This window comes from Streptomyces sp. NPDC040545, from assembly GCF_055595065.1.
Genome location: NZ_JBVIWA010000004.1, coordinates 329603 through 355355, shown reverse-complemented (window position 1 = coordinate 355355; position 25753 = coordinate 329603). Strand labels below are relative to the sequence as shown.

Below are 25753 nucleotides of genomic sequence, written 5' to 3'. Positions count from 1 at the left end.
GTCGTGGACGGGGGGTGAACGCGGGCAGAACTCCGGGGTCGTGTCCTGGGACCCGCAGCACCCGGCCGCTCAGCCGAAGAACACCCCGGCCTCCTTGTAGAGGGCGGGATCCACCGTCTTCAGCTTCGACGTCGCCTCCGAGATCGGCACCCGGACGATGTCCGTCCCCTTGAGCGCGACCATCTTCCCGAAGTCCCTGTCGCGCACCGCGTCGATCGCGTGCAGCCCGAACCGGGTCGCGAGCCACCGGTCGAAGGCGCTCGGCGTGCCGCCCCGCTGGATGTGCCCGAGCACCGTCGTACGGGCCTCCTTGCCGGTCCGCGTCTCGATCTCCTTGGCCAGCCACTCGCCCACGCCCGACAGCCGGACATGGCCGAAGGAGTCCAGGGTGCCGTCCTTCAGCACCATCTCCCCGTCCTTGGGCATCGCCCCCTCCGCGACGACCACGATCGGCGCGTAGCTCGCCTTGAACCGTGAGGTCACCCAGGCGCAGACCTCGTCCATGTCGAAGCGCTGCTCCGGGATGAGGATGACGTTGGCGCCGCCCGCGAGCCCCGAGTGCAGGGCGATCCAGCCGGCGTGCCGGCCCATGACCTCGACGACCAGGACCCGCATGTGGGACTCGGCCGTGGTGTGCAGCCGGTCGATGGCCTCGGTCGCGATGCCGACGGCGGTGTCGAAGCCGAAGGTGTAGTCGGTGGCGGACAGGTCGTTGTCGATGGTCTTGGGCACGCCGACACAGGGGATGCCGTACTCCTCGTACAGCCGGGCCGCGACCCCGAGGGTGTCCTCGCCGCCGATCGCGATGAGCGCGTCCACCTCGTACTTCGCGAGGTTGTCCTTGATGTCGCGCACGCCGTGCTCCGTCTTGAACGGATTGGTGCGCGAGGAGCCGAGGATGGTGCCGCCGCGGGGCAGGATGCCGCGGACGGCGGGGATGTCGAGGGGGACGGTACGCCCCTCGATCGCGCCCCGCCAGCCGTCCTTGAACCCGACGAACCCGCAGCCGTACTCCTGCTCGCCCTTGCGGACGACGGCCCTGATCACCGCGTTGAGCCCGGGGCAGTCGCCGCCGCCGGTCAGCACTCCGACCTTCATGGAATCTCCAATCGCCATGACGGTCACGCTAGTGGTGGCGCAGGTCACAGCAAGGGGCCTGGAGAGGTCAATTCCGGTGGAATCGTGAGGCGTTGCGTACGCCCGTTCACTCGTACGAGGACGTAAGTACGATCGACGTGCGGTGCGGACGTCCCCCGGGCGGGTACTACGCGTCGTCGAGGCCGCGTTCTATGGCGTACCGGACGAGCTCCACCCGGTTGTGCAACTGCAGCTTGCCCAGGGTGTTCTGGACGTGGTTCTGCACGGTGCGGTGGGAGATGACCAGACGCTCGGCGATCTGCTTGTACGACAGCCCCTTGGCCACGAGCCGCAGCACCTCGGTCTCGCGGTCGGTCAGTTGCGGGGCCTTCGGCTCGTCGGAGGTGGCCGGCATCGGATCGGTGGCCAGGCGCCGGTACTCGCCGAGCACCAGCCCGGCCAGGCCCGGGGTGAAGACCGGGTCGCCGGCCGCGGTGCGGCGGACGGCGTCGATCAGCTCCTGGGCGCCGGCGGACTTCAGCAGGTAGCCGGTCGCACCGGACTTCACCGCCTCCAGGACGTCCGCGTGCTCGCCGCTGGCCGACAGGACCAGGACCCGCAGGGCCGGGTTGGCGCCGACCAGTTCCTTGCAGACCTGCACGCCCGGCATGCCGGGCAGGTTGAGGTCGAGGACCAGTACGTCGGGCGTGACGGCGTGGGCCCGGCGGACCGCCTCGGGGCCGTCGCCGGCGGTGGCGACGACGTCGAAGCCCGCGGCGGCCAGGTCGCGGGCGACCGCGTCCCGCCACATCGGGTGGTCGTCGACGACCATCACCTTTATGTCGTGCAGCTCGTTCGGCCGGTTCGGGTCGTTCACGTCGGTGCGCTCGCTCATCTCTTGTCCGTCCTCCCCCTGGGTACCTTCAGTTCCACTTCGGTGCCCTGCCCGGGAACGGACACCAGGTCGGCGCTGCCGCCGAGATCGCGCAGCCTGCCGCGGATGGACAGGGCCACCCCCATCCGGCCCTCGCCCGCCGCCTGGTCGAGCCGGCCCGCGGGGATGCCGGGGCCGTCGTCGCGAACGGTCACGATCACCTCGTCGCCCCAGTCCTCGACGAGGATCCAGGCCCGCGCCCCTTCCCCGGCGTGCTTGCGCACGTTGTCCAGGGCGGCGCCGACCGCCGCGGCCAGTTCCTTCGCGGCGGGCACCGGCAGCGGCACCGGGGTGCCCGGCTCGGCGAAGCTCACGCGGGACCCGGCGTGCGGGGCGAGGAGCGTCCGCAGGTCCAGCTCGCCGTCCTCGGCGCCCGGCTCGTCCACCTCGTACGTGTCCACCCGCGCGCCGCGCGACTCGTCGCGGGAGACCCGGGAGGGCTGGACCAGCCCGCTGGAGACCAGCGTGCGCAGCGCCACCTCCTGCTCCCCCGCCATCCGGCCGAGCTCCTCGGCCTCGCCGCCCAGCGCGCTGCCGCGCCGCTGGACCATGGCGAGGACCTGGAGGACCCCGTCGTGGATGTCGCGGGCCAGGCGCTCGCGCTCGCGGGTGGCGGCCTCGATCTCCAGGGCGCGCGCGAGGGTGTTCTCACTGGCCCGGGCGACCTCGACCACGTAGCCGATGGCCACGGAGGCGACCCAGACGAGCAGGACGTTGTGCAGGGTGTCCCGGGTGGGCTGGCCGGTGTGGATGGCGAGGTTGGCCGCCGCCACGAAGGTGGAGGCGAAGCAGGCCCAGCGCCAGCCGCCCTTGATGGCGAAGGCGAGGACCGCGCCCGCCGTCCAGATGGTGGGGAGGGTGCTGCCTCCCGCGGAGATCCGCGCCTGGGTGTCGGCGACCGGTGTGAGCACGATGCCCACGATCGCGACGGTGAGGTCGGCGACGAGGAAGCCCTTGGTGCAGCTGGCGGCGTTCGCCACCTTGCGGGAGGTGGCGAGGGTCCAGACGGCGAGGAAGGCGAGGTAGCCGACCGCCACCCCGGGGCGCGGGAACTCCTTGTGCGCGGCGGCGAACAGCAGCGCCGCGTACACCATGGTCAGCAGCCGGTACGCGGTCAGGGCACGCCAGAGCGGCTGCTCGACCGACATGCGTACGACGCGTTCGCGTTTCGCCATCTCCCCCACCCCTCGCGGGCGGCATCGCCCACGCGCAGCTACTCCGACGTGCCGTCGGCCTTGTCCGCCTTGGCAGCCTTCTCGGCCTTCTCGGCATCGGCGATCTGGCGCTTGGCGGCCGTCGCGTAGATGTCGACGTACTCCTGGCCGGAGAGCTTCATGATCTCGTACATGACCTCGTCGGTCACCGAGCGGAGGATGAAGCGGTCGTTCTCCATGCCGTGGTAACGGCTGAAGTCCAGCGGCTTGCCGATCCGGATCCCCGGGCGCATCAGCTTGGGGACCACCTTGCCGGGCGGCTGGATCTTCTCCGTGTCGATCATCGCGACGGGGATCACGGGCGCACCGGTGGCCAGGGCCACGCGGGCCAGACCGCCGGGCTTGCCGCGGTAGAGGCGTCCGTCGGGTGAGCGCGTGCCCTCGGGGTAGATACCGAACAGCTCTCCGCGCTCGATGACCTGGATGCCGCTCTGGATCGCGGCCTCCCCGGCCCCGCGGGCTCCGGAGCGGTCCACCGGGAGCTGGCCGACGCCCTTGAAGAAGGCGGCCGTCAGCTTGCCCTTGACCCCCGGCGAGGTGAAGTACTCCGCCTTCGCGATGAAGGTGACCTTCCGGTCCAGCACCGCCGGCAGGAAGAAGGAGTCGGAGAAGGACAGGTGGTTGCTCGCGAGGATCGCCGGCCCCTCCGCGGGAATGTTCTCGAGGCCCTCCACCCACGGCCTGAAAGCGAGTTTCAGTGAACCGCCGATGGAGAACTTCATTGCGCCGTAGATCAACTCGAAAGCCTTCCTGTGTCTGTCGAACAGACCATATCCCGTGCCTACACCGGCAGGGGCCCGACGACCCTGGCCGGTGCCACCCCGGTCGCGTACGGTGAAGTCACACAGAGCAACGCACCCACCCGACGTACATCATGATCAAGGAGACCCTGGTGCCCGTCCTCCCTGGAGCCGAGCCGTTCCGCCACGAGGGCGGAGAGGTCGGCGTCCTCCTCTGCCACGGCTTCACCGGTTCCCCGCAGTCCCTGCGCCCCTGGGCCGAGTATCTCGCCGGGCGGGGCCTCACGGTGTCGCTCCCGCTGCTGCCCGGACACGGGACGCGCTGGCAGGACATGCAGCTCACGGGCTGGCAGGACTGGTACGCCGAGGTCGACCGCGCCCTGCGGGAACTGCTGGACCGGTGCGAGCAGGTGTTCGTCTTCGGGCTCTCGATGGGCGGGGCGCTGACCCTGCGGCTGGCGGCCAAGCACGGGGACGCCATCAGCGGCATCGTGCTCGTCAACCCGGCCAACAAGGTGCACGACCCGCTGGCCGTGACCCTCCCGGTGACCAAGCACCTCATCCGGTCGACGCCGGGCATCGCCAGCGACATCGCGAAGCCGGGCTCGGAGGAGGTCGGCTACGACCGGGTCCCGACCCGGGCCGCGCACTCGCTGAAGAAGTTCCTGCAGCTCGTGGACGCGGAGCTGCCGCAGGTGACGCAACCGATGCTGCTGCTGCACAGCCCGCAGGACCATGTCGTACCGCCCGTCGACTCCGCGCGGGTGCTGGCCCGGGTCTCCTCGACGGACGTCACCGAGACCCTGCTGGAACAGAGCTACCACGTCGCGACGTTGGACCATGACGCGGAGCGGATCTTCGCGGACAGCTATGCGTTCATCGGCCGACTGGCGGAGAGCGTGGGCAGGGAGGGGGCGGAGGCCGGTGGCTGAGCACGAGGAGCAGTCGGGCGGGGTTCCGCCGCTGGACGAGGAAGCGGCGTGGGCGGCGATCGTCGCCGGGTACGGACAGGAGCCGCCGGACCCGCCGGGGGCCCGGCCGTTCAGACCGATCGAGAACCTCCTCCTGCCGGAGGAGGACGTCAAGCCGCTGCCCGCGGAGTCCGGACCGGATCCGAAGGCCGACCCGAAGCCGGACCCGAAGCCGGAATCGGAATCGAACCCTCCGGCGGCGCTGGGCAGCTCCGTGGTCTTCGCCCCGGGTGTGGGCATGGCGGGTCCCCGGGACCACTCACCGGCAGAACCGAAGGACGACGACCTGACTCCGGCGGACGAGGGCCACTTCGTCCCCCCGGAGCCGGAGCTCCCCCCGGCGGACACGACGTCGAAGTTCGCGTGGCTGGCGGTCGTCGGCGGCCCGGTCCTGCTGCTGCTCGCCGTACTCCTGCAGTGGGAGATGACCTGGTGGCTGACGACGCTGGGCATCGGCGGCTTCCTGGGCGGCTTCGCCACGCTGATCGCACGCATGCAGCACGACGAGGATGACGACGACGACCCGGGCCGCGGCGCGGTCGTCTGACACGCCCGTTGCCGGGGCTCCGCCCGCTCTCTCAGCCCCGCCGGCGTTCGAGGCGCGGGGGTCCGGGGGCGGCGCCCCCGGCAACGACGCCGCACCCGGACCCGTCGAGCTACGGCGCAGCCGTCAGACGCAGGGCCGCCAGCACCGGCAGGTGGTCCGTCGCCGAACGCAGGTCCGTGGTCGAGACCCCCGGCAGCCCCTCCGGTACACCGCAGGCCAGCACCTGAACCCCCTTCGTGGCGAACACGGCGTCGATCCGGCGGTCCGGCGCCGACGCCGGGAAGGTCGGTCCGCCGCCCCAGGGGGCCACCGCCCGGCAGTCCTGGAGCTCGGTGGCCAGCCGCCCGTACGCCGGCCCGTCCGGCCCCTCGTTCAGGTCGCCCGCGGCGATCGCGTACGGCACGTCCATGGCGGCCAGCCGCTCCAGCAGCAGCTCCGCGTGGGCCCGGCGCTCGGCCGCCTGCAGCGAGAGGTGCACGGAGGCCAGCCCCACCCGCACGCCCCCGACCCGGATCACCGCCGTGGCGAAGCCCCTGCGGTGCAGGCCGGGGGTGCGCGGCAGCAGGACGTCCTCCGTCCGCTCCACGAAGACCCGCAGCGAGCACAGCAGCAGCGGCCCGGCCGCCGTCGCGCCCCCGCCCAGCACCACCAGGTCGCACTTGGCGGCAAGCCGCGCCGCGTGTTTGCGCCACCGGAAGAACCGGGGGGCCTCCTGCACGAGGACGAGGTCGGGCTCGCACGCCCGGATGACCCGGGCCAGCGCCTCCTCGTCGTCGCGCAGCGAGCGGATGTTGTAGCTGAGCACCCGGATCACGGCAGAACCGTCGGGCTCCGTACGGGACTTCGGCAGCTGGTCCATGCCCCGCAAGATACGCAGCCGCCCGCCGCTCCCCCAAGGGGCGCGACGGGCGGTACGCGTGGAAATGAAGGGTGAGAAAAGGCTCAGCCCTGGCGGGCCAGGTCGGCCGCGCCGACGAGCCCGGCCTTGCCGCCCAGCTGCGCGGCGAGGACCTGCGCGTGCGGACGCCAGGCGCCGCCGACGAGCCAGCGCTTGAAGGACTTGCGGATCGGGTCGAGGACGAGGTCGCCCTCGTCCGAGACCCCGCCGCCGACGATGAACGCGGACGGGTCGAACAGCGAGGCCAGGTCGGCCAGTCCCGCGCCGGCCCAGCGGGCCAGTTCGCGGAAGGCGTCGATGGCCACCAGGTCGCCCTGCCGGGCGGCCTCGCTGATGTGCTTGCCTTCGATGCCCCCGGGGGTGCCGTCGCCGAGCGCGAGCAGGATCGCCGCGTTCTCGGGGGTGGCGTTGGCGCGCTGCTTCGCGTACCGGACGAGGGCGCGCCCGGAGGCGTACTGCTCCCAGCAGCCCTGGCTGCCGCAGCCGCACAGCAGGCCGTCCGGGACGACCCGGATGTGCCCGAACTCGGCGGCGACGCCGAAGCGTCCGCGCCGCAGCTTGTTGCCGATGATGATGCCGCCGCCCAGGCCGGTGCCGAGCGTGATGCAGATGACGTCGTCGTGGCCCTGGCCGGCGCCGAAGCGGTACTCGCCCCAGGCCGCGCAGTTCGCGTCGTTCTCGACGACGACGGGCAGGCCGATGCGCTGCTCGACCTTGTCCTTCAGCGGCTCGTGCCGCCAGTTGATGTTGGGCGCGAAGAGTACGGTCGCGCGCTTGTCGTCCACGTAGCCGGCGGCGCCGATGCCGACGGCCTCGATGGTGTGGTTGCTGCTGACCTCGGAGACGGCGGCGCAGATGGCCTCCGTCACTCCGTCCGCGGTCGGCGGGGTGGGCACCTTGTACGTCTCAAGGATCGTGCCCTCTTCGTCGACCACGCCGGCCGCGATCTTCGTGCCGCCGATGTCGACGCCGATGGTGAGTCCCATTAGTCCCTCGGTTTCCGGTCAAACCCCGCCACGGCCAACGGTACCCGAGGCTTCCGGGGGATCAGTCGAGATCGATCCGCTCGGAGGGGCCGTCCTCGGGGCCGTCGTCGCGCGCGTCGCGGTCGTGGGACGCCTGCCGGGGAGCCGGGGGTTCGCCCCGCGTCCACCGGCGCTCGTGGCCCTCGACGGCCGAGCGGTAGGCGGCGAGCAGTTCGGAGCCGGCGGCCGTGAGGTGGTCGAAGACGTCCGGGTTGCGCTCGATGACGGGCTTGGCGGCGGTCTTGGCCTGGTCGACGATCTGGCGCACCGCACTCTGCGCGGCCGCGCCGAACAGCGGGTTGTTCAGCCCGGACACCTTGTCGGCGACGGCTTCGAAGAGCTTGAACAGCTCCTCGGCGGCGGTGCCGGTGCCGCCCGCCGCGGCCTGCTCCTGTCCGCGCAGGCGCTCCTTCTCGGCGGCGAGGTCCTCGGCGCAGGCCCTGGCCCAGGCGTCGTCGTCGGTGGGGCGGTCGGTGGCCTCGCTCATGGCGGACTCTCTCCTGCGGCGGCTGCTGGACGTGCGGTACGGACTACCTTCGACGGTACCCGAACGGGGGTACGCGGTTCATCGCGTGCGGGGCCACAGGCCCGGGTCGGGGGTGAAGCGGATGCGGAGCTCCCCGTCGGCGAGGGCGGCGCCGGAGACGGTGCAGCGGCGTAGCGCCGCCGGGAGCGGAACGATCCTGCGGTGGGGGCCGGCGGTGAGCAGCAGTTCGTCGCCGCGGCGGACGAGGTCGAGGTCGCTCTTGTGCGCGCCGGGCAGCGGTACCACCCAGACGAGCACCCCGTCCTCGGCGAGCCGGTCCTCGACGGCCCAGGCCCGGCGGGGTGCGGGCGCCTCGGGGACGAGCCCGTCGGCGTCGGCGAGCCGCTCCAGGTCCTGCGGACCGCGCGGGTCGCGGCCGAGGTGGGCGAGGGCGACCAGCGGGAGCTCCCCGGCCCACTCCGCGGCGTACTTCTGCTGCTGGGCGGCGAGCCCGGCCAGCCACGGATCGGCGGATTCCGCCGGCACGGAGCGGTTGGCGACGACGGCGGAGACGGGCAGCTGCTGGAGGGCGAGTCCGAGCCGGCCGAGGCGCAGCGCGTCGGCGGCGGCCGGGCCGGGCTCGGCGACCAGCCGCAGCTCGGTGGTGTCGGCCTCGACGACGGCCTGGACGGCGGCCAGCTCCTCGTCCCAGCGGGCGGCGGTGTCGTAGAGCCACTGCGCGGGCATGGGTACGCCGGCCAGCTGCGCCAGTACGGGGCGCAGGGCGCGGGCGGCCTGCCGCTCGGCGGGCAGCAGCCGGGCGAGGTAGCGGCGCAGCTGGGCGGGGAGGGCGAGGGTGGCGACGGTCTGGTGGAGCGGTGGCATGTCGACGACGACGAGGTCGGTGCCGGGCGCGGCGGCGGCCCGCCGCAGGGCACGGAGCAGGGCGAACTGCTCGGCGCCGGGCAGTTCGGTGATCTCCTCGGCGCCCAGTGGCCGGGCCCCGACCATGCCGAGCAGGGCGGATCCGCGCTGCTGGAGGGCGACGAGTTCTTCGCGGAACTCCTCGCCGGAGTCCACCCGGGCCACCCGCAGCCCGGGTGCGGCCGGGTCGCCGACCAGGGCGGTGAGCGGGTCGCCGATGTCTCCGGAGAGCAGCAGCACCCGCCGCCCGTGGCGGGCCGCGGCGAGGGCGGTGGCCGCCGCCACGGTGGTCCGCCCGGCCCCGCCGGGGCCGGTGATCAGCAAGGTGTGCATGGTGCGGGTGCTCCGGTGTGCGGGGAAGCGGGATCAGACGGATTCGACGCGCTTCTTCAGGCCCGCGAGCGCCCGGTCGATGATGACCTTCTCGGCCTTGCGCTTGATCATCCCGAGCATGGGGATCTTGACGTCGACGGTCAGCTGGTAGGTGACCTCGGTGCGCTTGCCGCCGTCGACGGGGCTCAGCCGGTAGGAGCCGTCCAGCTGGCGCAGCATCTGGGACTTGTCCAGGGTCCAGCTGACCTCGTCGGTGCCCTTCCAGGAGTAGGCGAGGGTGTGGTCGTCCTTGATCGCGCCCGCGTCGAGCAGCAGGCGGACCTTCTCGGCGCGCCCCTGGGCGTCGGTGGCCAGTACCTCGGCCTCCTTCACCTCCCCGGTCCACTCGGGGTAACGGGCGAAGTCGGCGATCACGGCCATCACGTCGGTGGGCGCAGCCTCGATCGTGATGCTTGAGCTGGTGTGTTCCGCCATCGCGGTCGCTCCTCCGGGCTGGGGGTGGTACCTCCCAGCGGCAGCTGGGGGAGTTCGAGGATGTGGGCGGCCCGGGGGCCGCCGCGTGAAGGCTACCGCGCGTGTGGACGTCGCCACTCCAGTGCCTCCCGCACCCTGCCGGAGCCCGCCGTGAAGCGGCTCGATCTCTACCATTCCAGGGCCCAGGGCCGGCCGGTGGCCGCGAAGTGGCCCACGTTCACGCACTCGGTGTTCCCGATGCGCATCCGCCGGGCCAGGGGCTGGTGGACGTGTCCGAAGAGGGCGTAGCGGGGGCGGGTGCGGCGGATCGCCGCGAGCAGGGCCTCGCTGCCGCGTTCGAAGCGGCGGGCGACGGTGTCGTAGCAGAGCTCGGGCACTTCCGGCGGGATGTGCGAGCAGAGGACGTCCACCTCGCCGAGGGCCTCGACCTTGGCGGCGTACTCCTCCGGGTCCACCTCGTACGGGGTGCGCATCGGGGAGGGCAGTCCGCCGCCGACGAAGCCGAAGACGCGGCCGCCGATCTCCACGCGCTGGCCGTCGAGCACGGTGAGGCCGTGGCGGTCGGCGTACTCGGGCCACAGGCCCGGGACGTCGACATTGCCGTAGGTGGCGTACGTGGGGGTGGGGAAGGCGGCGAACATCTGCGCGTACTGGCGGCGTACGGCGCCCTCGATGAGGGTGTCCCGGTCCAGGCCGGCCCAGAGCTGCCGCCCGAAGGCGTGGGCCTCCTCGAAGCGGCGCGCGGTGCGCAGCTCGACGATCCGGTCGGCGTTCTCGACGCCGAACAGGTCGGGGAAGATCCCGCGCGAGTGGTCGGCGTAGTCGAGGAAGAGCACGAGGTCGCCGAGGCAGATGAGGGCGTCGGCGCCGTCGCCCGCGCGGGCGAGGGCCTCGGTGTTGCCGTGCACGTCGCTCACGACGTGGACCCGGGTGCGGCCCGGCCCACGGCCTGATCCGCTCGTGCCGAACTGCTCTCCCCGCATGCTGCCAGCCATGCCGCCAACCCTAGAGCTGCCTGGTGGCAGCGGGTAGAGGGGGTGGTAGAGGTGGCCGGACCTGCGGTTACTTCCGAGTCGCAAGTGGCGTCGACTACTGTCGGCACGGTAGGGCGAGGCAGGGTACGTACAGAATGTGACGCACGGAACATCTGGCCGGTTCCCCCTATCGGGAACCCACTACCGGTGGGTAACGTCCGGTCGGTCCACATGGTGGCGATGGCGCCCAGAGGAGCAGCAGTCTTGCGCGAGTTCAGCCTTCCGGCCCTGTACGAGGTCCCGTCGGACGGGAACCTGACGGATCTCATCCGCCGCAACGCCGCTCAGCATCCAGACACCGCCGTCATGAGCCGCAAGGTCGACGGCCGGTGGCAGGACGTGACCGCGACCGAGTTCCTGGCCGAGGTCCGGGCCACGGCCAAGGGCCTCATCGCGGCCGGCATCCGGCCCGGCGACCGGGTCGCCCTCATCTCCCGCACCCGCTACGAGTGGGTGCTGTCCGACTTCGCGATCTGGAGCGCGGGCGGCGTCACCGTCCCCGTGTACGAAACCAGCTCCCCCGAGCAGGTCCAGTGGATCCTCGGTGACTCCGGCGCCGTCGCCGTCATCGCGGAGAGCCCTGCGCACAGCGCTGCCGTGGCCTCGCTGCGCGACCGGCTGCCGGAGCTGCGCGAGGTCTGGGAGATCGAGCAGGGCGCGCTGGAGACGCTGAAGGCCGCCGGCGCAGAGATCTCCGACGCCGAGGTCGAGGAGCGCAGCAGCCTCGCCAACGCCGACGACCCGGCCACCATCGTCTACACCTCGGGTACCACCGGCCGCCCCAAGGGCTGCGTGCTGACCCACCGCAACTTCTTCGCCGAGTGCGGCAACGTGGTGGAGCGCCTCAGCCCGCTCTTCCGCACCGGCGAGTGCTCGGTCCTGCTCTTCCTCCCGGCCGCGCACGTCTTCGGGCGCCTGGTGGAGGTGGCGGCCGTGCTGGCGCCGATCCGCCTGGGCTGCGTACCGGACATCAAGAACCTGACGGACGAGCTCCAGTCCTTCCGGCCCACGCTGATCCTCGGTGTCCCGCGCGTCTTCGAGAAGGTCTACAACTCGGCGCGCGCCAAGGCCCAGGCCGAGGGCAAGGGCAAGATCTTCGACGCCGCGGCGGACACGGCGATCGCCTACAGCCGTGCGCTGGACCTTCCGGGCGGCCCGTCCTTCGGGCTGCGCCTGAAGCACAAGCTGTTCTCCAAGCTGGTCTACAGCAAGCTGCACACGGTCCTCGGCGGGCGCGGTGAGTACGCGATCTCCGGCGGCGCCCCGCTGGGCGAGCGGCTCGGCCACTTCTTCCGCGGCATCGGCTTCACGGTGCTGGAGGGCTACGGCCTCACCGAGTCCTGTGCGGCCACGGCCTTCAACCCGTGGGACAAGACGAAGATCGGTACGGTCGGCCAGCCGCTGCCCGGCTCCGTGGTGCGCATCGCGGACGACGGCGAGGTGCTGCTGCACGGCGAGCACATCTTCAAGGAGTACTGGAAGAACGAGACGGCGACCGCCGAGGCGCTGACCGACGGCTGGTTCCACACCGGCGACGTCGGCACCCTCGACGAGGACGGCTATCTCGCGATCACCGGCCGCAAGAAGGAACTCATCGTCACGGCGGGCGGCAAGAACGTCGCGCCGGCCGTCATCGAGGACCGGATCCGTGCGCACGCGCTGGTCGCGGAGTGCATGGTGGTGGGCGACGCGCGGCCCTTCGTGGCGGCGCTGGTCACCATCGACGAGGAGTTCCTCGGCCGGTGGGCCGCTGAGAACGGCAAGCCGGCCGGTGTGACGGCGGCGGAGCTGCGTGAGGACGCGGATCTGATCGCCGCCGTCCAGAAGGCCGTGGATGACGGCAACGCGGCGGTTTCCAAGGCGGAATCGGTGCGGAAATTCCGCATTCTCCCCGCCCAGTTCACGGAGGAGTCGGGTCACATCACGCCGTCGCTGAAGCTGAAGCGCAATGTGGTGGCCAAGGACTTCGCGGACGAGATCGAGGCGCTGTACCGCAGCTAGCGGCCTAGCGGGGGTCCTCGGCGAGGATCCGGGCCATGTTCCGTTCCGCGAGGGCGGTGATGGTCACGAACGGGTTCACGCCGAGCGATCCGGGGATCAGGGAGCCGTCGACCACGTACAGCCCCTGGTAGCCCTTGGCCCGCCCGTACACGTCGGTGGCGTCCCCGAGGACGCAGCCGCCGAGCGGGTGGTAGGTGAAGTTGTCGGCGAAGGCCTTGTTGTCGCCGAAGAGGTCGTAGCGGTACATCGTGAAGTTCCGCCGGTTGATGCGGTCGAAGAGGTTCTTCGCCGCGTCGACCGAGGGCGTGTTCTGGTCCCGCCGCCAGTTGAGCCGGGCCGAGTCGGTGGCGGCGTCGTAGGTGAAGTGCCCGCGCTCCCGGTTCTTGGTGATGGCCAGGTACATCGAGATCCAGTGCTCGATGCCCATGGGGAGCGGGGCGATCTCGGCGAAGACCGGGTGAGAGGCGTTGTCCCAGTCGTCGATGCCCATCGCGGGCATGGTGGCCTGGTTGCAGCCGACGGTGTCCCACAGGTGATTGGCGCGGGCGGTCATGACGTTGCCGTTGTGGCCCCAGCCGAGTCCGACCTTGTCGCTGAGCGCGGGCAGTGTCCCCCTCTCGCGGGCCCGCAGCAGGATCTCGGTGGTCCCCAGGCTCCCGGCGCCGAGGAAGAGCTGTTTGCAGCCGAGTTCGCGGACCTGGGTGACCCGTCCGGTGACATCGCTGGTCCGTACGGTCAGGACGTATCCCCCGGCCGGGTCGGGCCGTACGCCGACCACGCGCTGCATGGTCTCGATGATGACGTTGCCGGTGCCGATGGCGGCGGCGAGATAGGTCTTGTCGACGCTCTTCTTGCCGTGGTTGTTGCCGTAGATGACCTCGCCGGCCAGGGCCGAGCGGGGGGCGGTGCCGGCGGCCTCGCGCTTCATGTGCTCGAAGTCGTAGACGTTGGGGACGAAGACGGTCTTCAGGCCGGTGTTCTGGGCGTGCTTGCGGGAGATCCGGGCGAAGCGGTACCACTCGGTGGATTCGAACCAGGCCGGGTCGATGTCGTTCACCCCGAGCATGGCGCGGGCGCGGGGGTAGTACGTGCCGTACATCTCGTCGGCGTCGACCTGGGGCAGCACCTCGGAGAAGTACGAGCGCCGGGGTGTCGGGGCCATGCCGCCGTTGACGAGCGATCCGCCGCCGACGCCCCGGCCGACGTACACGGACATGTCGCCGTAGTTCACGCGGTCGAGGACGCCGGGGTAGGGGCTGATGTCGCGGTTGACCACGTCGAGCCAGAGGAACTGGGCGAGCGGGGCCTCGGTGCGGTTGCGGAACCACATGGAGCGCTGGTCGGGCGCGGAGGTGGAGGGGAAGACCTTGCCGTCGGCGCCGGGGGTGTCCCAGAGCCGGCCCATCTCCAGCACGACGGTACGCACGCCCGCCTGGCCGAGCCGCAGGGCGGCGACGGCGGATCCGTAGCCGGAGCCGACGACGATGGCGGGGGCGTACGGGGCGGCGGCGGGCTCCACGGCCGCGGCGGAGGCCGCCCCGATCCGGGTGAAGCCGAGCGCGGCGGCGGTCGAGAGGGCGCCGAGTCCCAGTAGTTGACGGCGCGTCAGATTGGATGTCATGGCCGCATCATGGGCGGAATCCAGCCGTCCGCCCAGACGCGGTATTGACAGACATCTGAGGAACAGTCAGACGTGGCGCGGCCCGTCGGCCGCAGCTCCGCTGTCGGGGCTCCGCCGCGAACCCCGCTCCTCAAACGCCGGAGGGACTGAAATCGTCAGCCGGCACCGGCTACAGCAGCTCGCGCAGGCGTTCCGCAAGGAGGTCCCAGCGCCACTTCTCCTCGACCCATGCGCGGCCCCGCTCGCCCATCCGGGCCCGCAGTTCCGGATCCTTCAGCAGGGTGACGATCCGGTCCGCCGCCTCCTCCGGGGATCCGCCCCGCACGACCCAGCCCGTCTCACCGTCCAGCACCGCGTCCGGCGCCCCGCCCGAGTCGCCCGCGATCACCGGCAGGCCGGTGGCCGAGGCCTCCAGGTAGACGATGCCGAGCCCCTCCACGTCCAGCCCGCCCCGGCGGGTCCGGCACGGCATGGCGAAGACGTCGCCCGCGCCGTAGTGGGCCGCGAGTTCCGACCAGGGGACGGCTCCGGTGAAGACGACGGAGTCCGAGACCCCGGTGGAGACGGCCAGCTCCCGCAGGTCCGCCTCGTAGGGCCCGCCGCCCACGATCAGCAGTACCGCGTCCGGCACCGCCGCCAGGATCTGCGGCATCGCCTCGATCAGCGTGTCCTGCCCCTTGCGCGGCACCAGCCGGGAGACGCAGACGACCACCGGCCGGTCCGTCAGCCCGAGCCGGGCCCGGACCTCCGGCCCGCCCGATCCGGGGTGGAAGGTCTTCTCGTCCACCCCCGGCGGGAGTTGCACCATCCGGGCCGCCGCCCGGTCCGTCACCGCCGAGGCGATCCGCGAGCGCGTGTACTCCCCCAGGTAGGTCAGCGTGTCGGTGCCCTCGCCGATCCGGCGCAGCAACTGCCGCGCGGCCGGCAGCTGGGCCCAGCCCGCCTCGTGCCCGTGGGTGGTCGCCACGATCCGCCGCGCACCCGCCCGCCGCAGCGCGGGGCCCATCAGCCCGAGCGGGGCCGCCGCCCCGAACCACACCGACTCGCAGCCGTGTTCGCGCAGCAGGCCCACCGCCCGCCGCGTCACGCGCGGGGTCGGCAGCAGCACCGTCGTACGGTCGCGGACGACCTGGAACGGCTGCTCCGCGTCGAAGGCCGCGGTCGCCTCGCGGCCCTCCGCGCTGTGCTTCCAGGTGGAGGCGTAGACGACGATCCGGTCGGGATCCAGCCGTAGTGCCATGTTGTGCAGGAAGGCCTGGATGCCGCCCGGGCGCGGCGGGAAGTCGTTGGTCACGATCAGCGTCTTGTGCATCGGTGCCAACGTACCGGACGCCCTCAGCGGAACTCCGCCCGCAGGGCCTCCTGCCAGTCCTTCGTCAGCGCGTCCGGGTCCACTCCGAGGGCCTCCCGCACCGCCACCGGCCACGGCCCGCGCCCGGCCCTCCCGTACAGGTCCACGAGCGCCGCCTCGCCCCATCTGTCCGCGATCAGCCGGCAGGCCAGCCAGGCGCCCTCGTACGCCCGGGCCAGGGCCTCCGGGTCGCCGCCGAAGGCGAAGTCCTCCGCCCGGGGCAGCCCGCCCGGCACCTCGCCCCGCCGTACGGCCCTGGCCAGCGCCGGGGCGGCCTGCCCGGGGGCGGCCGGGGTGCCGCGGTAGGCGGCCCAGTCCGCGAAGCCCTCGGAGAGCCACAGCGGGGTCGTGGCCGTGGTCGCCGCCCGGGTGGCCACATGGGTGACCTCGTGGGTCAGGACGACCCCGCGGCCCGCAGGGCTGAGCTGCGCCCACCCCTGCGGGTTCACGACGACCCGGTCGGCCGGGGCGGGGCCCGCGCCCACCCGGCCCGTCGTGACGGCCCCCATGCCCTGGTACTCGGCGGCCGGGCGGCCCAGCAGCTCCGCCATCCGCTCCACGGATCCGGGCACCAGCACCACGGCCCGGCCCGCCCAGGGCCCCGGCCAGGCGGCGCTCGCCGCGGGCACCGCCCGGTCGGCCTCCGCCGCGATCGCGGACAGCGTCCCGGCGTCCTGTCCGACGCCCAGCACCAGCGCGTGCGCCCCGCGGACCACCGCCACCGGGCCCTGGTCCCACAGCTGCGGCAGCGCGCCCGGCGCGGCCCGGTCCCCGGTGACGTGCCACCGCCCGCCGTCCCGGGTCAGGCGCACCTCGCGCGCCGACCCGGCCGCGGCCGCGTCGTAGCCGCTCAGCCGGTAGCGCAGCTCCGCCCGGGCGGTGGCCCCGGCGCCGTCCCGCCGGACCGCGGAGACCTCGTACGCCCATCCCTCCAGCGGGATCCCGGCGAGCTGCGCGGGCGGCGTCCGCGACCAGTCGGCGACGGCCTCCCGGATGTCCCGCTCGGCGCCGTCCCGCAGGGCGGGCGCGCCGCACCCGGCGAGCAGCGCGCTCAGCAGGAGCGGCAGCACGCGTACGAGGGACCGGCGGACGGGGGGCATCCGACGATCGTACGCACGGCTGCGCCAGGGGGAGTCCTGCCGGTCGTGCCGGGCTCGACCGGCACGACACCCCCTAGGGTCGGGTCACCGAGGAGACGGGCATCATCCCGACGGGGTCGTAGCGGACCCGGGCCCCGGGGTACGGGGCGTGCACCACCTGGCCGTTGCCGACGTACATGCCGACGTGGCTGGCGTCCGAGCGGTACGTCACCAGGTCGCCCGGGCGGGCCTGCGACAGCGGCACCTGCCGGCCGGCGTGCCGCTGGGCCTGCGAGGTGCGCGGCAGCGAGACGCCGGCCTGCCGGTACGACCAGACCATCAGCCCGGAGCAGTCGAAGCCGCTGGGGCCGGTGGAGCCCCACACGTACGGCCGTCCCACCGCGGCCCGGACCGCCATCACGGCGGTCTCGGCGCGTCCGGAGGAGGGGCCCAGGGAGGGCAGCTCGGGCAGTCCCTCGGGGCGGCCTCCGGAGCGCGAGGCGCGTTCGTAGTCGGCCCGCTCCCCGGAGGGCATGGCGTTGAGCAGCCGCCGGGCGGCCGCGAGCTTCGCGGTGACGGAGCGCTTGTGCCGGGCCACGTCGGAGCGCAGGGCGTCGAGTTCGGCGAGTTTGCGGGAGGCCTCCTGGCGCTCCTGGCCGAGTTCGCGCTGCTCCTCGCGGAGTTCGTCGAGCTGCCGGGCCTGGCGGCCGGTCAGCCGGTCGAGGGCGGCGGCCCGCTCCAGGTAGGCGTCGGGGTTCTCGGCCAGCATCAGCCCGACGGCGGGGTCGATGCCGCCGCCGCGGTACTGGGCCCCCGCGAAGGTGCCGAGGACGCCCCGCAGGGTGTTGATGCGCTCCTGGCCGCGGGCCACCGCGTCCTGGGCCCGGTTGACCTCGATGCGGAGCCGGTCGGCCTTCTCCCCGGCCTCGTTGAAGCGCTCGGTGGCCTGCTCGGCCTCCTCGAAGAGGCGGTCGACCTGGGCGCTGATGCCGGTTCTCGCCCCGCCGCCGGGTTCGTACGGGTGGCCGGGGGCCGCGTTCGCGGGTACGCCCGTCATGGCGACCGCGGCGGTGGCCGCGGCGGCGGTGAGGACGGTGTACTTCGTGTTCCGGTCGAGGCTGCCGAGGCCGGCCCGGCGATGGGACGCCACGTGAAACCGCTCCCTTCCGCTGTGCGGGGCCCGGGTCCGCCCCCCGTGGACGGCCGTGTGCCGGGTTCCGCGCTGGCAGACAGTAGCGGCGCGACCACACACCGGCCAACGGCCGTCGGCGGGCGCACATGCCGACGCCCCGCAGGAGACGCAGGTCACCGGCGGGGCGTGAGGTCAGGGGGAGGCCGTGGAATTCGCCCGGATGGGCGGTGTACGGCGCGTCCCGGACCGCGGGGCGGAGGGGGTCAGCCGACCCGGACGCCGAACTGGAACGGCATGTTGTCCATGGATTCGTACTTGATGCCGCTGCGCGGGTTCGAGGCGTGCAGCGTCATGTTGTTGCCGGCGTAGAGGCCGACGTGGTGCAGGTCGCCGTAGAAGAAGACCAGGTCACCGGGCTGGAGCTGGCTGCGGCTGATGCGGGTGCCGTCGTTCACCTGGGTGAAGGTGGTGCGGCTGATGGTGACGCCGGCCTGCTTGTAGGCCCACTGCGTCAGCCCGGAGCAGTCGTAGACCGTGGGGCCGGTGCCGCCGGACTGGTAGGTGAAGCCCAGCTTCGTCTTGGCGGCTTCGAGGGCGGCGCCGGCGCGGCCGGAGGCCTTGACGTTGCCGAGGTCGACGCGCTGGCCGTCGGCGCGGCTGGCGCGCGTGTCCTCGTCCTTGATGGCCGCGCGCTCCTGCGCGGTCAGGGTGTTGAGGAGGGCCTGGGCCGCGGCGAGCTTCTCGGTGGAGACCTTCTTCTTCTCGCCGAGCTCCTTGCGAGTGGCGTCGAGGTCGGCGAGCTTGCCGGCGGCCTCCTGGCGCTGCTGCGCGAGCGTGCGCTGCTTGTCCTGGATCCGCTGGACTCCCTCGACCTGCTTGGCGCTCAGGTGCTCCAGCGAGGAGGCCTTGTCGAGGTAGCTGTCGGGGTCCTCGGAGAGGAGGAGCGCGAGGGAAGGGTCGATGCCGCCGCTGCGGTACTGGGCGCTGGCCATCGAACCGAGCGTGCTGCGAAGGTCGTTGAGCTCGCCCTGGCCGCGCGCGACCTGGTCCTGGAGCTGGCCTATCTCCTTCTCCAGCTTGTCCTGGCGCTCCTTGGCCCCGTTGAACTTCTCGGTGGCCTGCTCCGCCTCTTCGTAGAGCGCGTCGACCTGGCTCTTGACCTCGTCCTTGCTCGGCTTCGCCGGCGCGGCGGAGGCGCTCTGCGCGGTGAGGGCGACGGCTGCGGCCGCGACCGAGGTGAGCACGGTCACACGAGCGCGGTTCGGCTGCTTGGGTCGACGGTGGGACGCCACGAAGGCGAGCTCCTTCTTCCTGGGAGCCGCCGAAGAACGCAACTCGGCAGCACCTTCGCTGCCACCCCGAATGAGTGATCTACCGCACGAAGGTTTGACCAGACCCTAGTGACCCATCTGTGATCAGTTCAAATCCTGCCGGGAAAAAACTCGTCCTCCGACCAGGTTCTTTACCTACAGCGCACGCTCTGTGCAGGGCACTTGACGGTGCGTCCCCCGCGAGTCCCATCAATTCGGGCATTGCGGCAAGGAGTTATGAAACGCGCGAAAGCCGCTTCAGCAACAAAGCGGACGTCACGGGCCGGGCGCCCGCCTTGGCCACCCCGTCGGCGACCTCCCGGTCCGTGGAGACCACGACCACCGGCCGGCCGGGCGGTTCCGCACGCACCAACTGGCGGATCAGCTCGTCCGCCGTCACCCCGGCCTTGGAGAACAGCACCCGCACCCCGCGCGGCGGCGCGAGCAGCACCGGGGCCGCCAGTTCCGCCCCGTCGAAGACACAGGTCATCTCCGCGCCCGTCTGCGCGGCCAGCATCGACAGCCCGCCCAGCAGCCGCAGCCGCTGCTTCTCCAGCGGCATCGTCGGATAGCCCGTCTTGGTCACGTTGTACCCGTCGACCACCAGATGGGCCTGAGGCAGCGCCAACAACTGGTCCAGCAACGCCGGATCGGTCTCCGAGAGGGCCCGCGCCGCAATGTCCTTCGGCGTCATCCGGCCCGGCTCCACCGCGTCCACGGTGTCGGCCGGCCGCGTCGAGACGGGCGGCAGGGCCAGCTCCCGGCGGAGCCCCTGGGCCGCGTCCAGCACGGTGTCCAGCAGCAGCCGCAGCCGCATGTCCTCGATGCTGCGCCCCTCACGGGTGGCGCGGCGCGAAGTCTCCAGCGCCGTCTCCACCTCCGCGAGACGGGCCTTGAGCCGCCGGGTCTCGCTCTCGGCGGCGGCCACCCGGGCGGCCGCGTCGCCACGGATCCCGTCGATCTCCGCATTCACCTTGCGCAGGGCCGCGTCACCCCGCTTGACGTCGCTGAGAGCGCTGCGCAGCTTGCGCTGAAGCGATTCCGCTTCCTTGCGGGCCGCGTCCAGTTCGACCCGGATCTGCTCCCCGCCCGTGCGCTGCAGCTCCCGCGCATGGGCCAGCTCCTCGCGCAGGCGCTCCAGCTCGCGCCGGGTCTCCTCGCCGACCCGCTCGGCGTCGGCGCGCTGCGCCTCCTCGCCCGCGGCGGCCACCAGCTTGATCCAGCCGGCCGGCCGCAGGATGAAGGCGGCGGCCGCCACGTCCAGCGGATCCGCGGCGGCCGGGGGCGCGCCGGCCTCCAGCGCGGCGGCCAGGTCGGCCTGCGCCTCGCGCAGCTTCTCGGCGACCCGGCTCCGGAACACGGCGTCGGTCTCGACCGCCGCGGCCATGGCGTTGCCCGCGAACTTGGCGCGCCGGGTCGGGGTGAAACGGGCGTACTGGCGCAGCTGCGCCGGGAGGTCCGCGACCGTCAGTCCGCCGAAGGCGTCCGAGACGAGCGCGACGACCCGGCGCCGCACGCCTTCCGGCAGCGGGTGGTCGAGCGCCTCGGCGGCGTCGCCGGCCGCGTCGGCCGGCTCAGCGCCGCTTGCTGGCTCCACAATCCGTCACCCCTACCGTGATCTTCCTGTGGGTGCGCCTCCGTCAGGAGTCCGCGCCCGGCCTGTCCACGAGCTCGATCTGGTCCACCGCGTTGCACCAGCGGCAGCGGACCGACTCGATGGTCTCATTGACCACCTCGCGCTCCTCGACCTTGGGCTCCCCGGCGAGGTCCAGGTGGACGTACTCCACGACCTTCGACGAACGCGTCACGTCGAAGCGCGTGAGATTGCCGCACAGGGTGCAGCGCCACCGGGTGGTGTCGGTCGGCAGGGGAACCGTCATCAGGCCGCTCTCTCCTTCGTAGCTGATTCAATTAAAGCCGCCCGCGCCGCCGTATGCGTCGTCCTGCGGACCGCAGCTCGTAACCCTACGGCCTGCCACCGCTTCAGGTGGGTCCCCTTGCGTCATGCTCTGTCACATGATCGTGAGGTGGCGGGCCGTTCGCGAGGCCGCCCGGGGACCGGTGGTCACCCATGCGCTGATCGCGGGCTGCGCCGTGGTGTTCGTACTCGGCCCGGCCTCGGGGCTCAACCCGGCCTACGGGACCGGCGAAGAGCTGCTGTCCGCCGGGACGGCCTACTTCCGGCGCTGGGGCGTGGTCCCGGACGAGCTCTTCACGGGCAGTCCCCGCGCCTGGCTGACCCCGCTGACCGCGCTGTTCGTCCACGGCAGCTGGCTGCACCTGCTCGGGAACATGCTCTTCCTGTTCGTTTTCGGGGCGATGGCGGAGGAACGGATGGGCCGCCCGGCGTTCCTCGTCTTCTACCTCTGCACGGGGTACCTGGCGATGGCGGCGTACGCGGCGGCCAACGCGGGCTCCCCGCAGACACTGGTCGGGGCCTCCGGAGCCATCTCGGCCGTGCTGGGCGCCTTCCTCTTCCTGCTCCCGCGCGCGAGGGTGACGAGCCTGTTCCCGTTCCTCTTCTTCCTGCCGCTGCGGTTCCCGGCGTGGATCGTGCTGCTGTTCTGGTTCGCCCTCCAGTGGGTGGCGGCGCAGCGGGCCGGCAGCGGGCCGGGAGTCGCCTATCTGGCCCATCTGGTGGGCTTCTCGGTCGGGTTCTTCTACGCGTGGGTCCGCTATCGGGGTACGACTAGAGTGAGACGACCAGCGACGGCCACCGAGGGAGACAGCCAGCCGTGATCACCGCGATCGTGCTCATCAAGACCAGCGTGGACCGGATCCCCGAGATCGCCGAGTCCATCGCCGCCCTCGAGAACGTCAGCGAGGTCTACTCCGTCACGGGGACGTACGACCTGATCGCGCTGGTCCGCGTGGCCCGTCACGAGAACCTGGCGGACATCATCCCCGGCCGCATCAGCAAGATCCCGGGCGTCGAGGCGACGGACACCCACGTGGCCTTCCGCACGTACTCCCAGCACGACCTGGAGGCGGCGTTCGCGATCGGCCTGGACGCGTAACGCCTCCGGCGCGGTCTGCGGTACGGCCCGGGCCGCGCCCTGCCCCTCGGCTGCGCGGCCGGATCCACGCCGGGCGCGGGCCGTGCGCCGGGCGCGGGCCGTGCGCCGGGCGCGGGCGGTGTGTTCGGATCGGGCGGTGTGCCGGGCGCTGCCCGGACCCGCGCCTCAATCGCCGGCGGGGCTGGATGTGGCGGGCCTGTCGGCAGGGGGCGGGGTGGGGTGCCGGGGCGGGGTGTCTCCTCGGCTCGGCGCGTGCGGGCGTGTCTCGGCCGTACCCGGTGGTTGCGCGCTCGTCCTGCGGGGACACCCCGCCCCGTCCCCCCACCCCTCAGGCTGTCGAAGCCCACAGGGGGATGGGAGCCGGGCTGTCGGAGCCCTGCCGTGGGGCGGGGACACGCAGGAGGGTCCCCGCAGGACGAGGCGCGACCACGGCCGTCTGGCCGGGACGAGCCCGAATGCGCCGAGCCGAGGAGACCCTCGTGCGGGGCACCGCCCCACCCTTTGAAGCCCCGCCGGCGATTGAGGCGACCGCCCCCGCAGGGGCAGCCCACGCCGTGAACCGCCGAGCCGACCGCAGGGCACCCCGCAGGGGACCGGGCGCCGCCCCGGCCGGCAAGGGCAGAGCCGTATCGCACACCGCCGAGCGGACCGCAGGTCACACGGCGGGTACGCAGCGGCCTTCCTCCGTGCGGTACTGCCACTTGGCTCCCGAGGTGACCAGTTCCTTCACCGCGCCGACGAAGCGGTCGACGTGCTCGTCCGGGGTCCCGGCGCCGAAGCTGACGCGGATCGCGTTCAGCGAGCGCTCCCCCGGCGCCGCCTCGGGGGCTCCGCATTCGCCCTGGGCCTGCGGCTCGCTGCCCAGCAGGGTGCGGACCAGCGGGTGGGCGCAGAACAGGCCGTCGCGGACGCCGATCCCGTACTCGGCGGACAGTGCGGCGGCGAAGTGGGAGCTGTTCCAGCCGTCCACGACGAAGGAGATCACGCCGACCCGCGGGGCGTCGTCGCCGAAGAGGGAGAGGATCCGGACCGCCGGGACCTCCGCCAGGCCGCTGCGGACCTTCGCGATGAGGTACTGCTCGCGGGCGACGAGGTTCTCGAAGCCGGCCTCGGTCAGGGCCTTGCAGGCCGAGGCGATGGAGTAGACGCCGATGACGTTCGGAGAGCCGGCCTCGTGGCGGGCCGCGGTGGTGTGCCACTCGACGTCCACGCCGCCGTCCGCACGCCGGGCCACCTTGCGGGAGGCCCCGCCGCCGGCCAGGTACGGCTGCGCTTCCTGCAGCCAGTCCGCGCGTCCGGCGAGCACGCCCGAGCCGAAGGGCGCGTAGAGCTTGTGCCCGGAGAAGGCGACCCAGTCGACGTCCAGCTCCTGCACGGAGACCGGGTGGTGCGGGGCCAGTTGGGCGGCGTCCAGCACGATGCGCGCGCCGTGGGCGTGCGCGGCGGCGGCGAGTTCCCTGACCGGCCACAGCTCGCCGGTGACGTTGGAGGCGCCGGTCACGCAGACCAGGGCGGGGCCGTACGGGTCGCGGTCGGCCAGCGCCCGCTCCAAGGTGGCGACGGCCTCGGCCGGGGTGCGCGGCGCGTTGAGGTAGGTGACCTGTGCGTTCGTCCAGGGCAGCAGGGAGGCGTGGTGCTCGGTCTCGAAGACGAACACCTGGCAGTCGGCGGGGAGTACGGCGGCGAGCAGGTTCAGCGAGTCGGTGGTGGACCGGGTGAAGACGACCTGGTCGGTGGGGCGGCAGTCGAGGAACTCGGCGACGGTGACCCGGCTCTGCTCGAAGAGGTCGGTGGAGAGCTGCGAGAGGTATCCGGCGCCGCGGTGCACGCTGCCGTAGTACGGGGCGTACGCGGCCACGTCGTCCCAGACCCGCTGCAGGGCGGGGGCGCTGGCCGCGTAGTCGAGGGCCGCGTAGGTGACCTCGCCGCCGGTGACGAGGGGGACGGTGACGTCGCGGCCGAGGACGGCGAGCGGCTCGGCACAGGCGGGGTCGGCGGTGGCTGCGGTGGTGGCGACGGCGGCGTTCAGGGTTGCGGACATGGCGGTATCTCCCGGCAGGCAGGGCTGAATGGCTTCGGTGTGCCCGTACGCGGGTACGGCGCTGCGGCCGTCCGGGGTACGGGAGAGTCCTCGGTCCGCGCTGGGCGGGGGGGTACACGGAAGTGACCCTGGTCCGAGGGGTGAAGTAGGGGCGGAGTCGCCCTATCGCATTCGCTTGCTCACGGAAAAAGCTCCTCGAGAAGACCAGGACCCCTGGTGTCGAGGGATCCGCGCTTGCCGTAGGCCTTGCTGCCTACGACCTGGTCATCACCCGGGGCACCCCGCCACGGAAGGAGGGTTGCCGGACAGCAAGCCGGGGCCTAAACGCTGTCACTCGTGACCTGGTCAGCATCCTGCCACAAGATCGCCCGAACGCAAGACCCCGGTCCGAATGGCGGACCGGGGCCGTTGCTTTTCACGCCGTTCTCACACGGCTACGCGTTGCTGGCCGTCACCCAGCGCTCCAGGGCGGCCCGCGCCGCCCCCGAGTCGATGGACTGCGCCGCACGGGCGATACCGGCCGTGATCTGCTCCTCCAGGCTGCCGGGGCCCGGGTCGAGGGCCACCAGGGCCGCCGCCGAGTTCAGCAGCACGGCGTCGCGGACCGGTCCGGTCTCGCCGGCCAGCAGGCGGCGGGCCACGTCCGCGTTGTACGAGGGGTCCCCGCCGGCCAGGGCGGAGACGTCGACCAGGGAGATGCCCACGTCACGGGGGTCGAAGGCGCGCTCGGAGACCTTGCCGTCGCGAACCCACCAGATGCGCGAGGTCGACGTCGTGGTCAGTTCGTCCAGGCCGTCGTCGCCGCGGAAGACCAGCGCGGAGGAGCCCCGCTCGGCGAGCACGCCCGCGATGATCGGGGCCATCCGGGGATCGGCCACGCCGGTCGCCTGGGCGCGCACCCGGGCCGGGTTGGTCAGCGGGCCCAGCGCGTTGAAGAAGGTCCGGATGCCCAGTTCCTTGCGGGCCGCGGCCACATGGCGCAGTGCCGGGTGGAACTTCACGGCGAAGCAGAAGGTGATGCCGGCTTCCTCGGCGACCTCCACGACCCGCTCGCGGCTCAGCTGGAGGTTGACGCCGAGCTTTTCCAGGACGTCCGAGGAGCCGCTCGCGGAGGACGCGGCCCGGTTGCCGTGCTTGACGACCTTGGCGCCGGTACCGGCCACCACGACCGCCGACATCGTGGAGATGTTCACCGTTTTGGCCCCGTCGCCGCCGGTGCCGACGATGTCCACCGTGCGGCCCGGCACCTCGATCAGGTTGGCGTGCGCGTACATCGCCCGTACGAGGCCGTTGATCTCCTCGACCGTCTCCCCCTTGGCCCGCAGCGCGACCGTGAAGCCGGCGATCTGGGCGTCGGTGGCCTCCCCCCGCATGATCCGGTCCATGGCCCAGGCGGTGTCCTCCGCGCGCAGGTCCTGGCCGGTCAGCAGAGCGTCGAGAACGCCCGGCCAGCCACGGGCCGCCACGCTGTCGCCGCCTGCCGGGGTCGCAACGTTCATGGTCCGCTCCTGCTGTCGGTGGGCCGTCCTCATTTTCCGGCGCCCACGTCTGATCGGTCAGGGTT

General features: G+C 72.5%; 24 protein-coding genes and 1 riboswitch. Of the genes, 5 read left to right on the top strand and 19 right to left on the bottom strand.

The genetic code is table 11. The features are described from left to right. Positions 1-69 precede the first annotated feature (69 nt). The 4 genes from ACZ573_RS12060 to ACZ573_RS12045 all read right to left on the bottom strand — a co-directional run bounded on the left by ACZ573_RS12060 (position 70) and on the right by ACZ573_RS12045 (position 3947). Positions 70-1098: a 6-phosphofructokinase gene (locus ACZ573_RS12060; RefSeq protein ID WP_471302682.1), complete on the bottom strand. Its 1029-nt coding sequence runs from the start codon at positions 1096-1098 to the stop codon at positions 70-72. 166 nt (positions 1099-1264) lie between these two features. Then, complete coding sequence (locus ACZ573_RS12055) at positions 1265-1972, bottom strand: response regulator (RefSeq protein ID WP_471302490.1); 708 nt, start codon at positions 1970-1972, stop codon at positions 1265-1267. Continuing rightward, a complete protein-coding gene (macS, locus tag ACZ573_RS12050) occupies positions 1969-3186 on the bottom strand; it encodes a MacS family sensor histidine kinase (protein ID WP_471302487.1) in 1218 nt (405 codons plus the stop codon). Before macS ends, ACZ573_RS12055 begins: the two co-directional genes overlap by 4 nt. Before the next feature lie 38 nt (positions 3187-3224). Further along, complete coding sequence (locus ACZ573_RS12045; RefSeq protein WP_471302681.1) at positions 3225-3947, bottom strand: lysophospholipid acyltransferase family protein; 723 nt, start codon at positions 3945-3947, stop codon at positions 3225-3227. Between the two features lie 170 nt (positions 3948-4117). Here ACZ573_RS12045 and ACZ573_RS12040 point away from each other — a divergent pair, with 170 nt between their 5' ends. Beyond that, positions 4118-4897: an alpha/beta hydrolase gene (locus ACZ573_RS12040; RefSeq protein ID WP_030010357.1), complete on the top strand. Its 780-nt coding sequence runs from the start codon at positions 4118-4120 to the stop codon at positions 4895-4897. After that, the gene (locus tag ACZ573_RS12035) at positions 4890-5483 is read left to right on the top strand and encodes a hypothetical protein (protein WP_471302483.1); all 594 of its coding nucleotides are present in this window, start codon (positions 4890-4892) and stop codon (positions 5481-5483) included. The genes ACZ573_RS12040 and ACZ573_RS12035 overlap by 8 nt, the downstream gene beginning before the upstream one ends. 109 nt (positions 5484-5592) lie before the next feature. Here ACZ573_RS12035 and ACZ573_RS12030 read toward each other — a convergent pair whose 3' ends face one another. The 6 genes from ACZ573_RS12030 to ACZ573_RS12005 all read right to left on the bottom strand — a co-directional run bounded on the left by ACZ573_RS12030 (position 5593) and on the right by ACZ573_RS12005 (position 10586). Beyond that, entirely contained in the window at positions 5593-6342 is a 750-nt protein-coding gene (locus tag ACZ573_RS12030) for an endonuclease/exonuclease/phosphatase family protein (protein WP_471302480.1), read from the bottom strand. Positions 6343-6425: 83 nt separating this feature from the next. Further along, positions 6426-7367, bottom strand: a complete 942-nt coding sequence (locus ACZ573_RS12025) for an ROK family glucokinase (RefSeq protein ID WP_471302477.1) — start codon at positions 7365-7367, stop codon at positions 6426-6428. A 61-nt stretch (positions 7368-7428) separates the two neighbouring features. Continuing rightward, positions 7429-7893 (bottom strand): DUF5304 domain-containing protein, encoded by a 465-nt coding sequence (locus ACZ573_RS12020; protein ID WP_471302474.1) that lies wholly within the window; start codon positions 7891-7893, stop codon positions 7429-7431. A 78-nt stretch (positions 7894-7971) separates the two neighbouring features. Then, a complete protein-coding gene (locus ACZ573_RS12015; protein ID WP_471302471.1) occupies positions 7972-9129 on the bottom strand; it encodes an ArsA family ATPase in 1158 nt (385 codons plus the stop codon). Positions 9130-9162: 33 nt separating this feature from the next. Beyond that, entirely contained in the window at positions 9163-9603 is a 441-nt protein-coding gene (locus ACZ573_RS12010) for an SRPBCC family protein (protein ID WP_471302468.1), read from the bottom strand. Positions 9604-9770: 167 nt separating this feature from the next. Further along, positions 9771-10586, bottom strand: coding sequence for a metallophosphoesterase family protein (locus ACZ573_RS12005; protein ID WP_471302677.1), 816 nt, complete (start codon positions 10584-10586; stop codon positions 9771-9773). A 255-nt stretch (positions 10587-10841) separates the two neighbouring features. Here ACZ573_RS12005 and ACZ573_RS12000 point away from each other — a divergent pair, with 255 nt between their 5' ends. Next, a complete protein-coding gene (locus ACZ573_RS12000) occupies positions 10842-12638 on the top strand; it encodes an AMP-dependent synthetase/ligase (RefSeq protein WP_471302466.1) in 1797 nt (598 codons plus the stop codon). A 4-nt stretch (positions 12639-12642) separates the two neighbouring features. Here the strand turns inward: ACZ573_RS12000 and ACZ573_RS11995 are convergent, their stop codons facing one another. The 7 genes from ACZ573_RS11995 to ACZ573_RS11965 all read right to left on the bottom strand — a co-directional run bounded on the left by ACZ573_RS11995 (position 12643) and on the right by ACZ573_RS11965 (position 21011). Then, positions 12643-14259 carry a GMC oxidoreductase gene (locus tag ACZ573_RS11995; protein WP_471302463.1) on the bottom strand — a complete coding sequence of 539 codons (1617 nt, stop codon included), beginning with the start codon at positions 14257-14259 and terminating at the stop codon, positions 12643-12645. A gap of 169 nt (positions 14260-14428) precedes the next feature. After that, on the bottom strand, positions 14429-15571 hold the full coding sequence (locus ACZ573_RS11990) for a glycosyltransferase family 4 protein (RefSeq protein WP_471302460.1): 1143 nt from the start codon (positions 15569-15571) through the stop codon (positions 14429-14431). A gap of 23 nt (positions 15572-15594) precedes the next feature. Continuing rightward, positions 15595-16710 (bottom strand): hypothetical protein, encoded by a 1116-nt coding sequence (locus tag ACZ573_RS11985; RefSeq protein WP_471302457.1) that lies wholly within the window; start codon positions 16708-16710, stop codon positions 15595-15597. Positions 16711-16783: 73 nt separating this feature from the next. Continuing rightward, positions 16784-17839: a C40 family peptidase gene (locus tag ACZ573_RS11980; protein WP_471302453.1), complete on the bottom strand. Its 1056-nt coding sequence runs from the start codon at positions 17837-17839 to the stop codon at positions 16784-16786. A gap of 245 nt (positions 17840-18084) precedes the next feature. Then, positions 18085-19113, bottom strand: a complete 1029-nt coding sequence (locus ACZ573_RS11975; protein WP_382549793.1) for a C40 family peptidase — start codon at positions 19111-19113, stop codon at positions 18085-18087. Between the two features lie 253 nt (positions 19114-19366). After that, positions 19367-20731 (bottom strand): NYN domain-containing protein, encoded by a 1365-nt coding sequence (locus ACZ573_RS11970; protein ID WP_471302675.1) that lies wholly within the window; start codon positions 20729-20731, stop codon positions 19367-19369. Positions 20732-20771: 40 nt separating this feature from the next. Next, positions 20772-21011: a hypothetical protein gene (locus tag ACZ573_RS11965; protein ID WP_008738811.1), complete on the bottom strand. Its 240-nt coding sequence runs from the start codon at positions 21009-21011 to the stop codon at positions 20772-20774. A 124-nt stretch (positions 21012-21135) separates the two neighbouring features. Here ACZ573_RS11965 and ACZ573_RS11960 point away from each other — a divergent pair, with 124 nt between their 5' ends. Continuing rightward, entirely contained in the window at positions 21136-21870 is a 735-nt protein-coding gene (locus tag ACZ573_RS11960) for a rhomboid family intramembrane serine protease (RefSeq protein ID WP_471302450.1), read from the top strand. After that, complete coding sequence (locus ACZ573_RS11955; protein ID WP_030013053.1) at positions 21867-22148, top strand: Lrp/AsnC family transcriptional regulator; 282 nt, start codon at positions 21867-21869, stop codon at positions 22146-22148. Before ACZ573_RS11960 ends, ACZ573_RS11955 begins: the two co-directional genes overlap by 4 nt. A 655-nt stretch (positions 22149-22803) precedes the next feature. On the opposite strand, the gene ACZ573_RS11950 is transcribed toward ACZ573_RS11955, so the two are convergent. Both ACZ573_RS11950 and trpD read right to left on the bottom strand, forming a co-directional pair. Continuing rightward, entirely contained in the window at positions 22804-24189 is a 1386-nt protein-coding gene (locus tag ACZ573_RS11950) for an aminotransferase class V-fold PLP-dependent enzyme (RefSeq protein ID WP_471302447.1), read from the bottom strand. 225 nt (positions 24190-24414) lie between these two features. Beyond that, a riboswitch (SAM riboswitch) is annotated at positions 24415-24531 on the bottom strand. 92 nt (positions 24532-24623) lie between these two features. Further along, the gene (gene trpD / locus ACZ573_RS11945; protein WP_301371640.1) at positions 24624-25688 is read right to left on the bottom strand and encodes an anthranilate phosphoribosyltransferase; all 1065 of its coding nucleotides are present in this window, start codon (positions 25686-25688) and stop codon (positions 24624-24626) included. Between the last annotated feature and the right edge of the window lie 65 nt (positions 25689-25753).

Bases quoted from the DNA above. Each gene is read 5' to 3' on its own strand.
- macS (WP_471302487.1), bottom strand. From the start codon at position 3,186: ATGGCGAAACGCGAACGCGTCGTACGCATGTCGGTCGAGCAGCCGCTC.
- ACZ573_RS11965 (WP_008738811.1), bottom strand. From the start codon at position 21,011: ATGACGGTTCCCCTGCCGACCGACACCACCCGGTGGCGCTGCACCCTG.
- ACZ573_RS11960 (WP_471302450.1), top strand. From the start codon at position 21,136: ATGCTCTGTCACATGATCGTGAGGTGGCGGGCCGTTCGCGAGGCCGCC.
- ACZ573_RS12005 (WP_471302677.1), bottom strand. From the start codon at position 10,586: ATGCGGGGAGAGCAGTTCGGCACGAGCGGATCAGGCCGTGGGCCGGGC.
- ACZ573_RS12025 (WP_471302477.1), bottom strand. From the start codon at position 7,367: ATGGGACTCACCATCGGCGTCGACATCGGCGGCACGAAGATCGCGGCC.
- ACZ573_RS11950 (WP_471302447.1), bottom strand. From the start codon at position 24,189: ATGTCCGCAACCCTGAACGCCGCCGTCGCCACCACCGCAGCCACCGCC.
- ACZ573_RS12055 (WP_471302490.1), bottom strand. From the start codon at position 1,972: ATGAGCGAGCGCACCGACGTGAACGACCCGAACCGGCCGAACGAGCTG.
- ACZ573_RS12045 (WP_471302681.1), bottom strand. From the start codon at position 3,947: ATGAAGTTCTCCATCGGCGGTTCACTGAAACTCGCTTTCAGGCCGTGG.
- ACZ573_RS12030 (WP_471302480.1), bottom strand. From the start codon at position 6,342: ATGGACCAGCTGCCGAAGTCCCGTACGGAGCCCGACGGTTCTGCCGTG.
- ACZ573_RS11990 (WP_471302460.1), bottom strand. From the start codon at position 15,571: ATGCACAAGACGCTGATCGTGACCAACGACTTCCCGCCGCGCCCGGGC.
- trpD (WP_301371640.1), bottom strand. From the start codon at position 25,688: ATGAACGTTGCGACCCCGGCAGGCGGCGACAGCGTGGCGGCCCGTGGC.
- ACZ573_RS12010 (WP_471302468.1), bottom strand. From the start codon at position 9,603: ATGGCGGAACACACCAGCTCAAGCATCACGATCGAGGCTGCGCCCACC.
- ACZ573_RS12015 (WP_471302471.1), bottom strand. From the start codon at position 9,129: ATGCACACCTTGCTGATCACCGGCCCCGGCGGGGCCGGGCGGACCACC.
- ACZ573_RS11985 (WP_471302457.1), bottom strand. From the start codon at position 16,710: ATGCCCCCCGTCCGCCGGTCCCTCGTACGCGTGCTGCCGCTCCTGCTG.
- ACZ573_RS11995 (WP_471302463.1), bottom strand. From the start codon at position 14,259: ATGACATCCAATCTGACGCGCCGTCAACTACTGGGACTCGGCGCCCTC.
- ACZ573_RS12020 (WP_471302474.1), bottom strand. From the start codon at position 7,893: ATGAGCGAGGCCACCGACCGCCCCACCGACGACGACGCCTGGGCCAGG.
- ACZ573_RS12060 (WP_471302682.1), bottom strand. From the start codon at position 1,098: ATGAAGGTCGGAGTGCTGACCGGCGGCGGCGACTGCCCCGGGCTCAAC.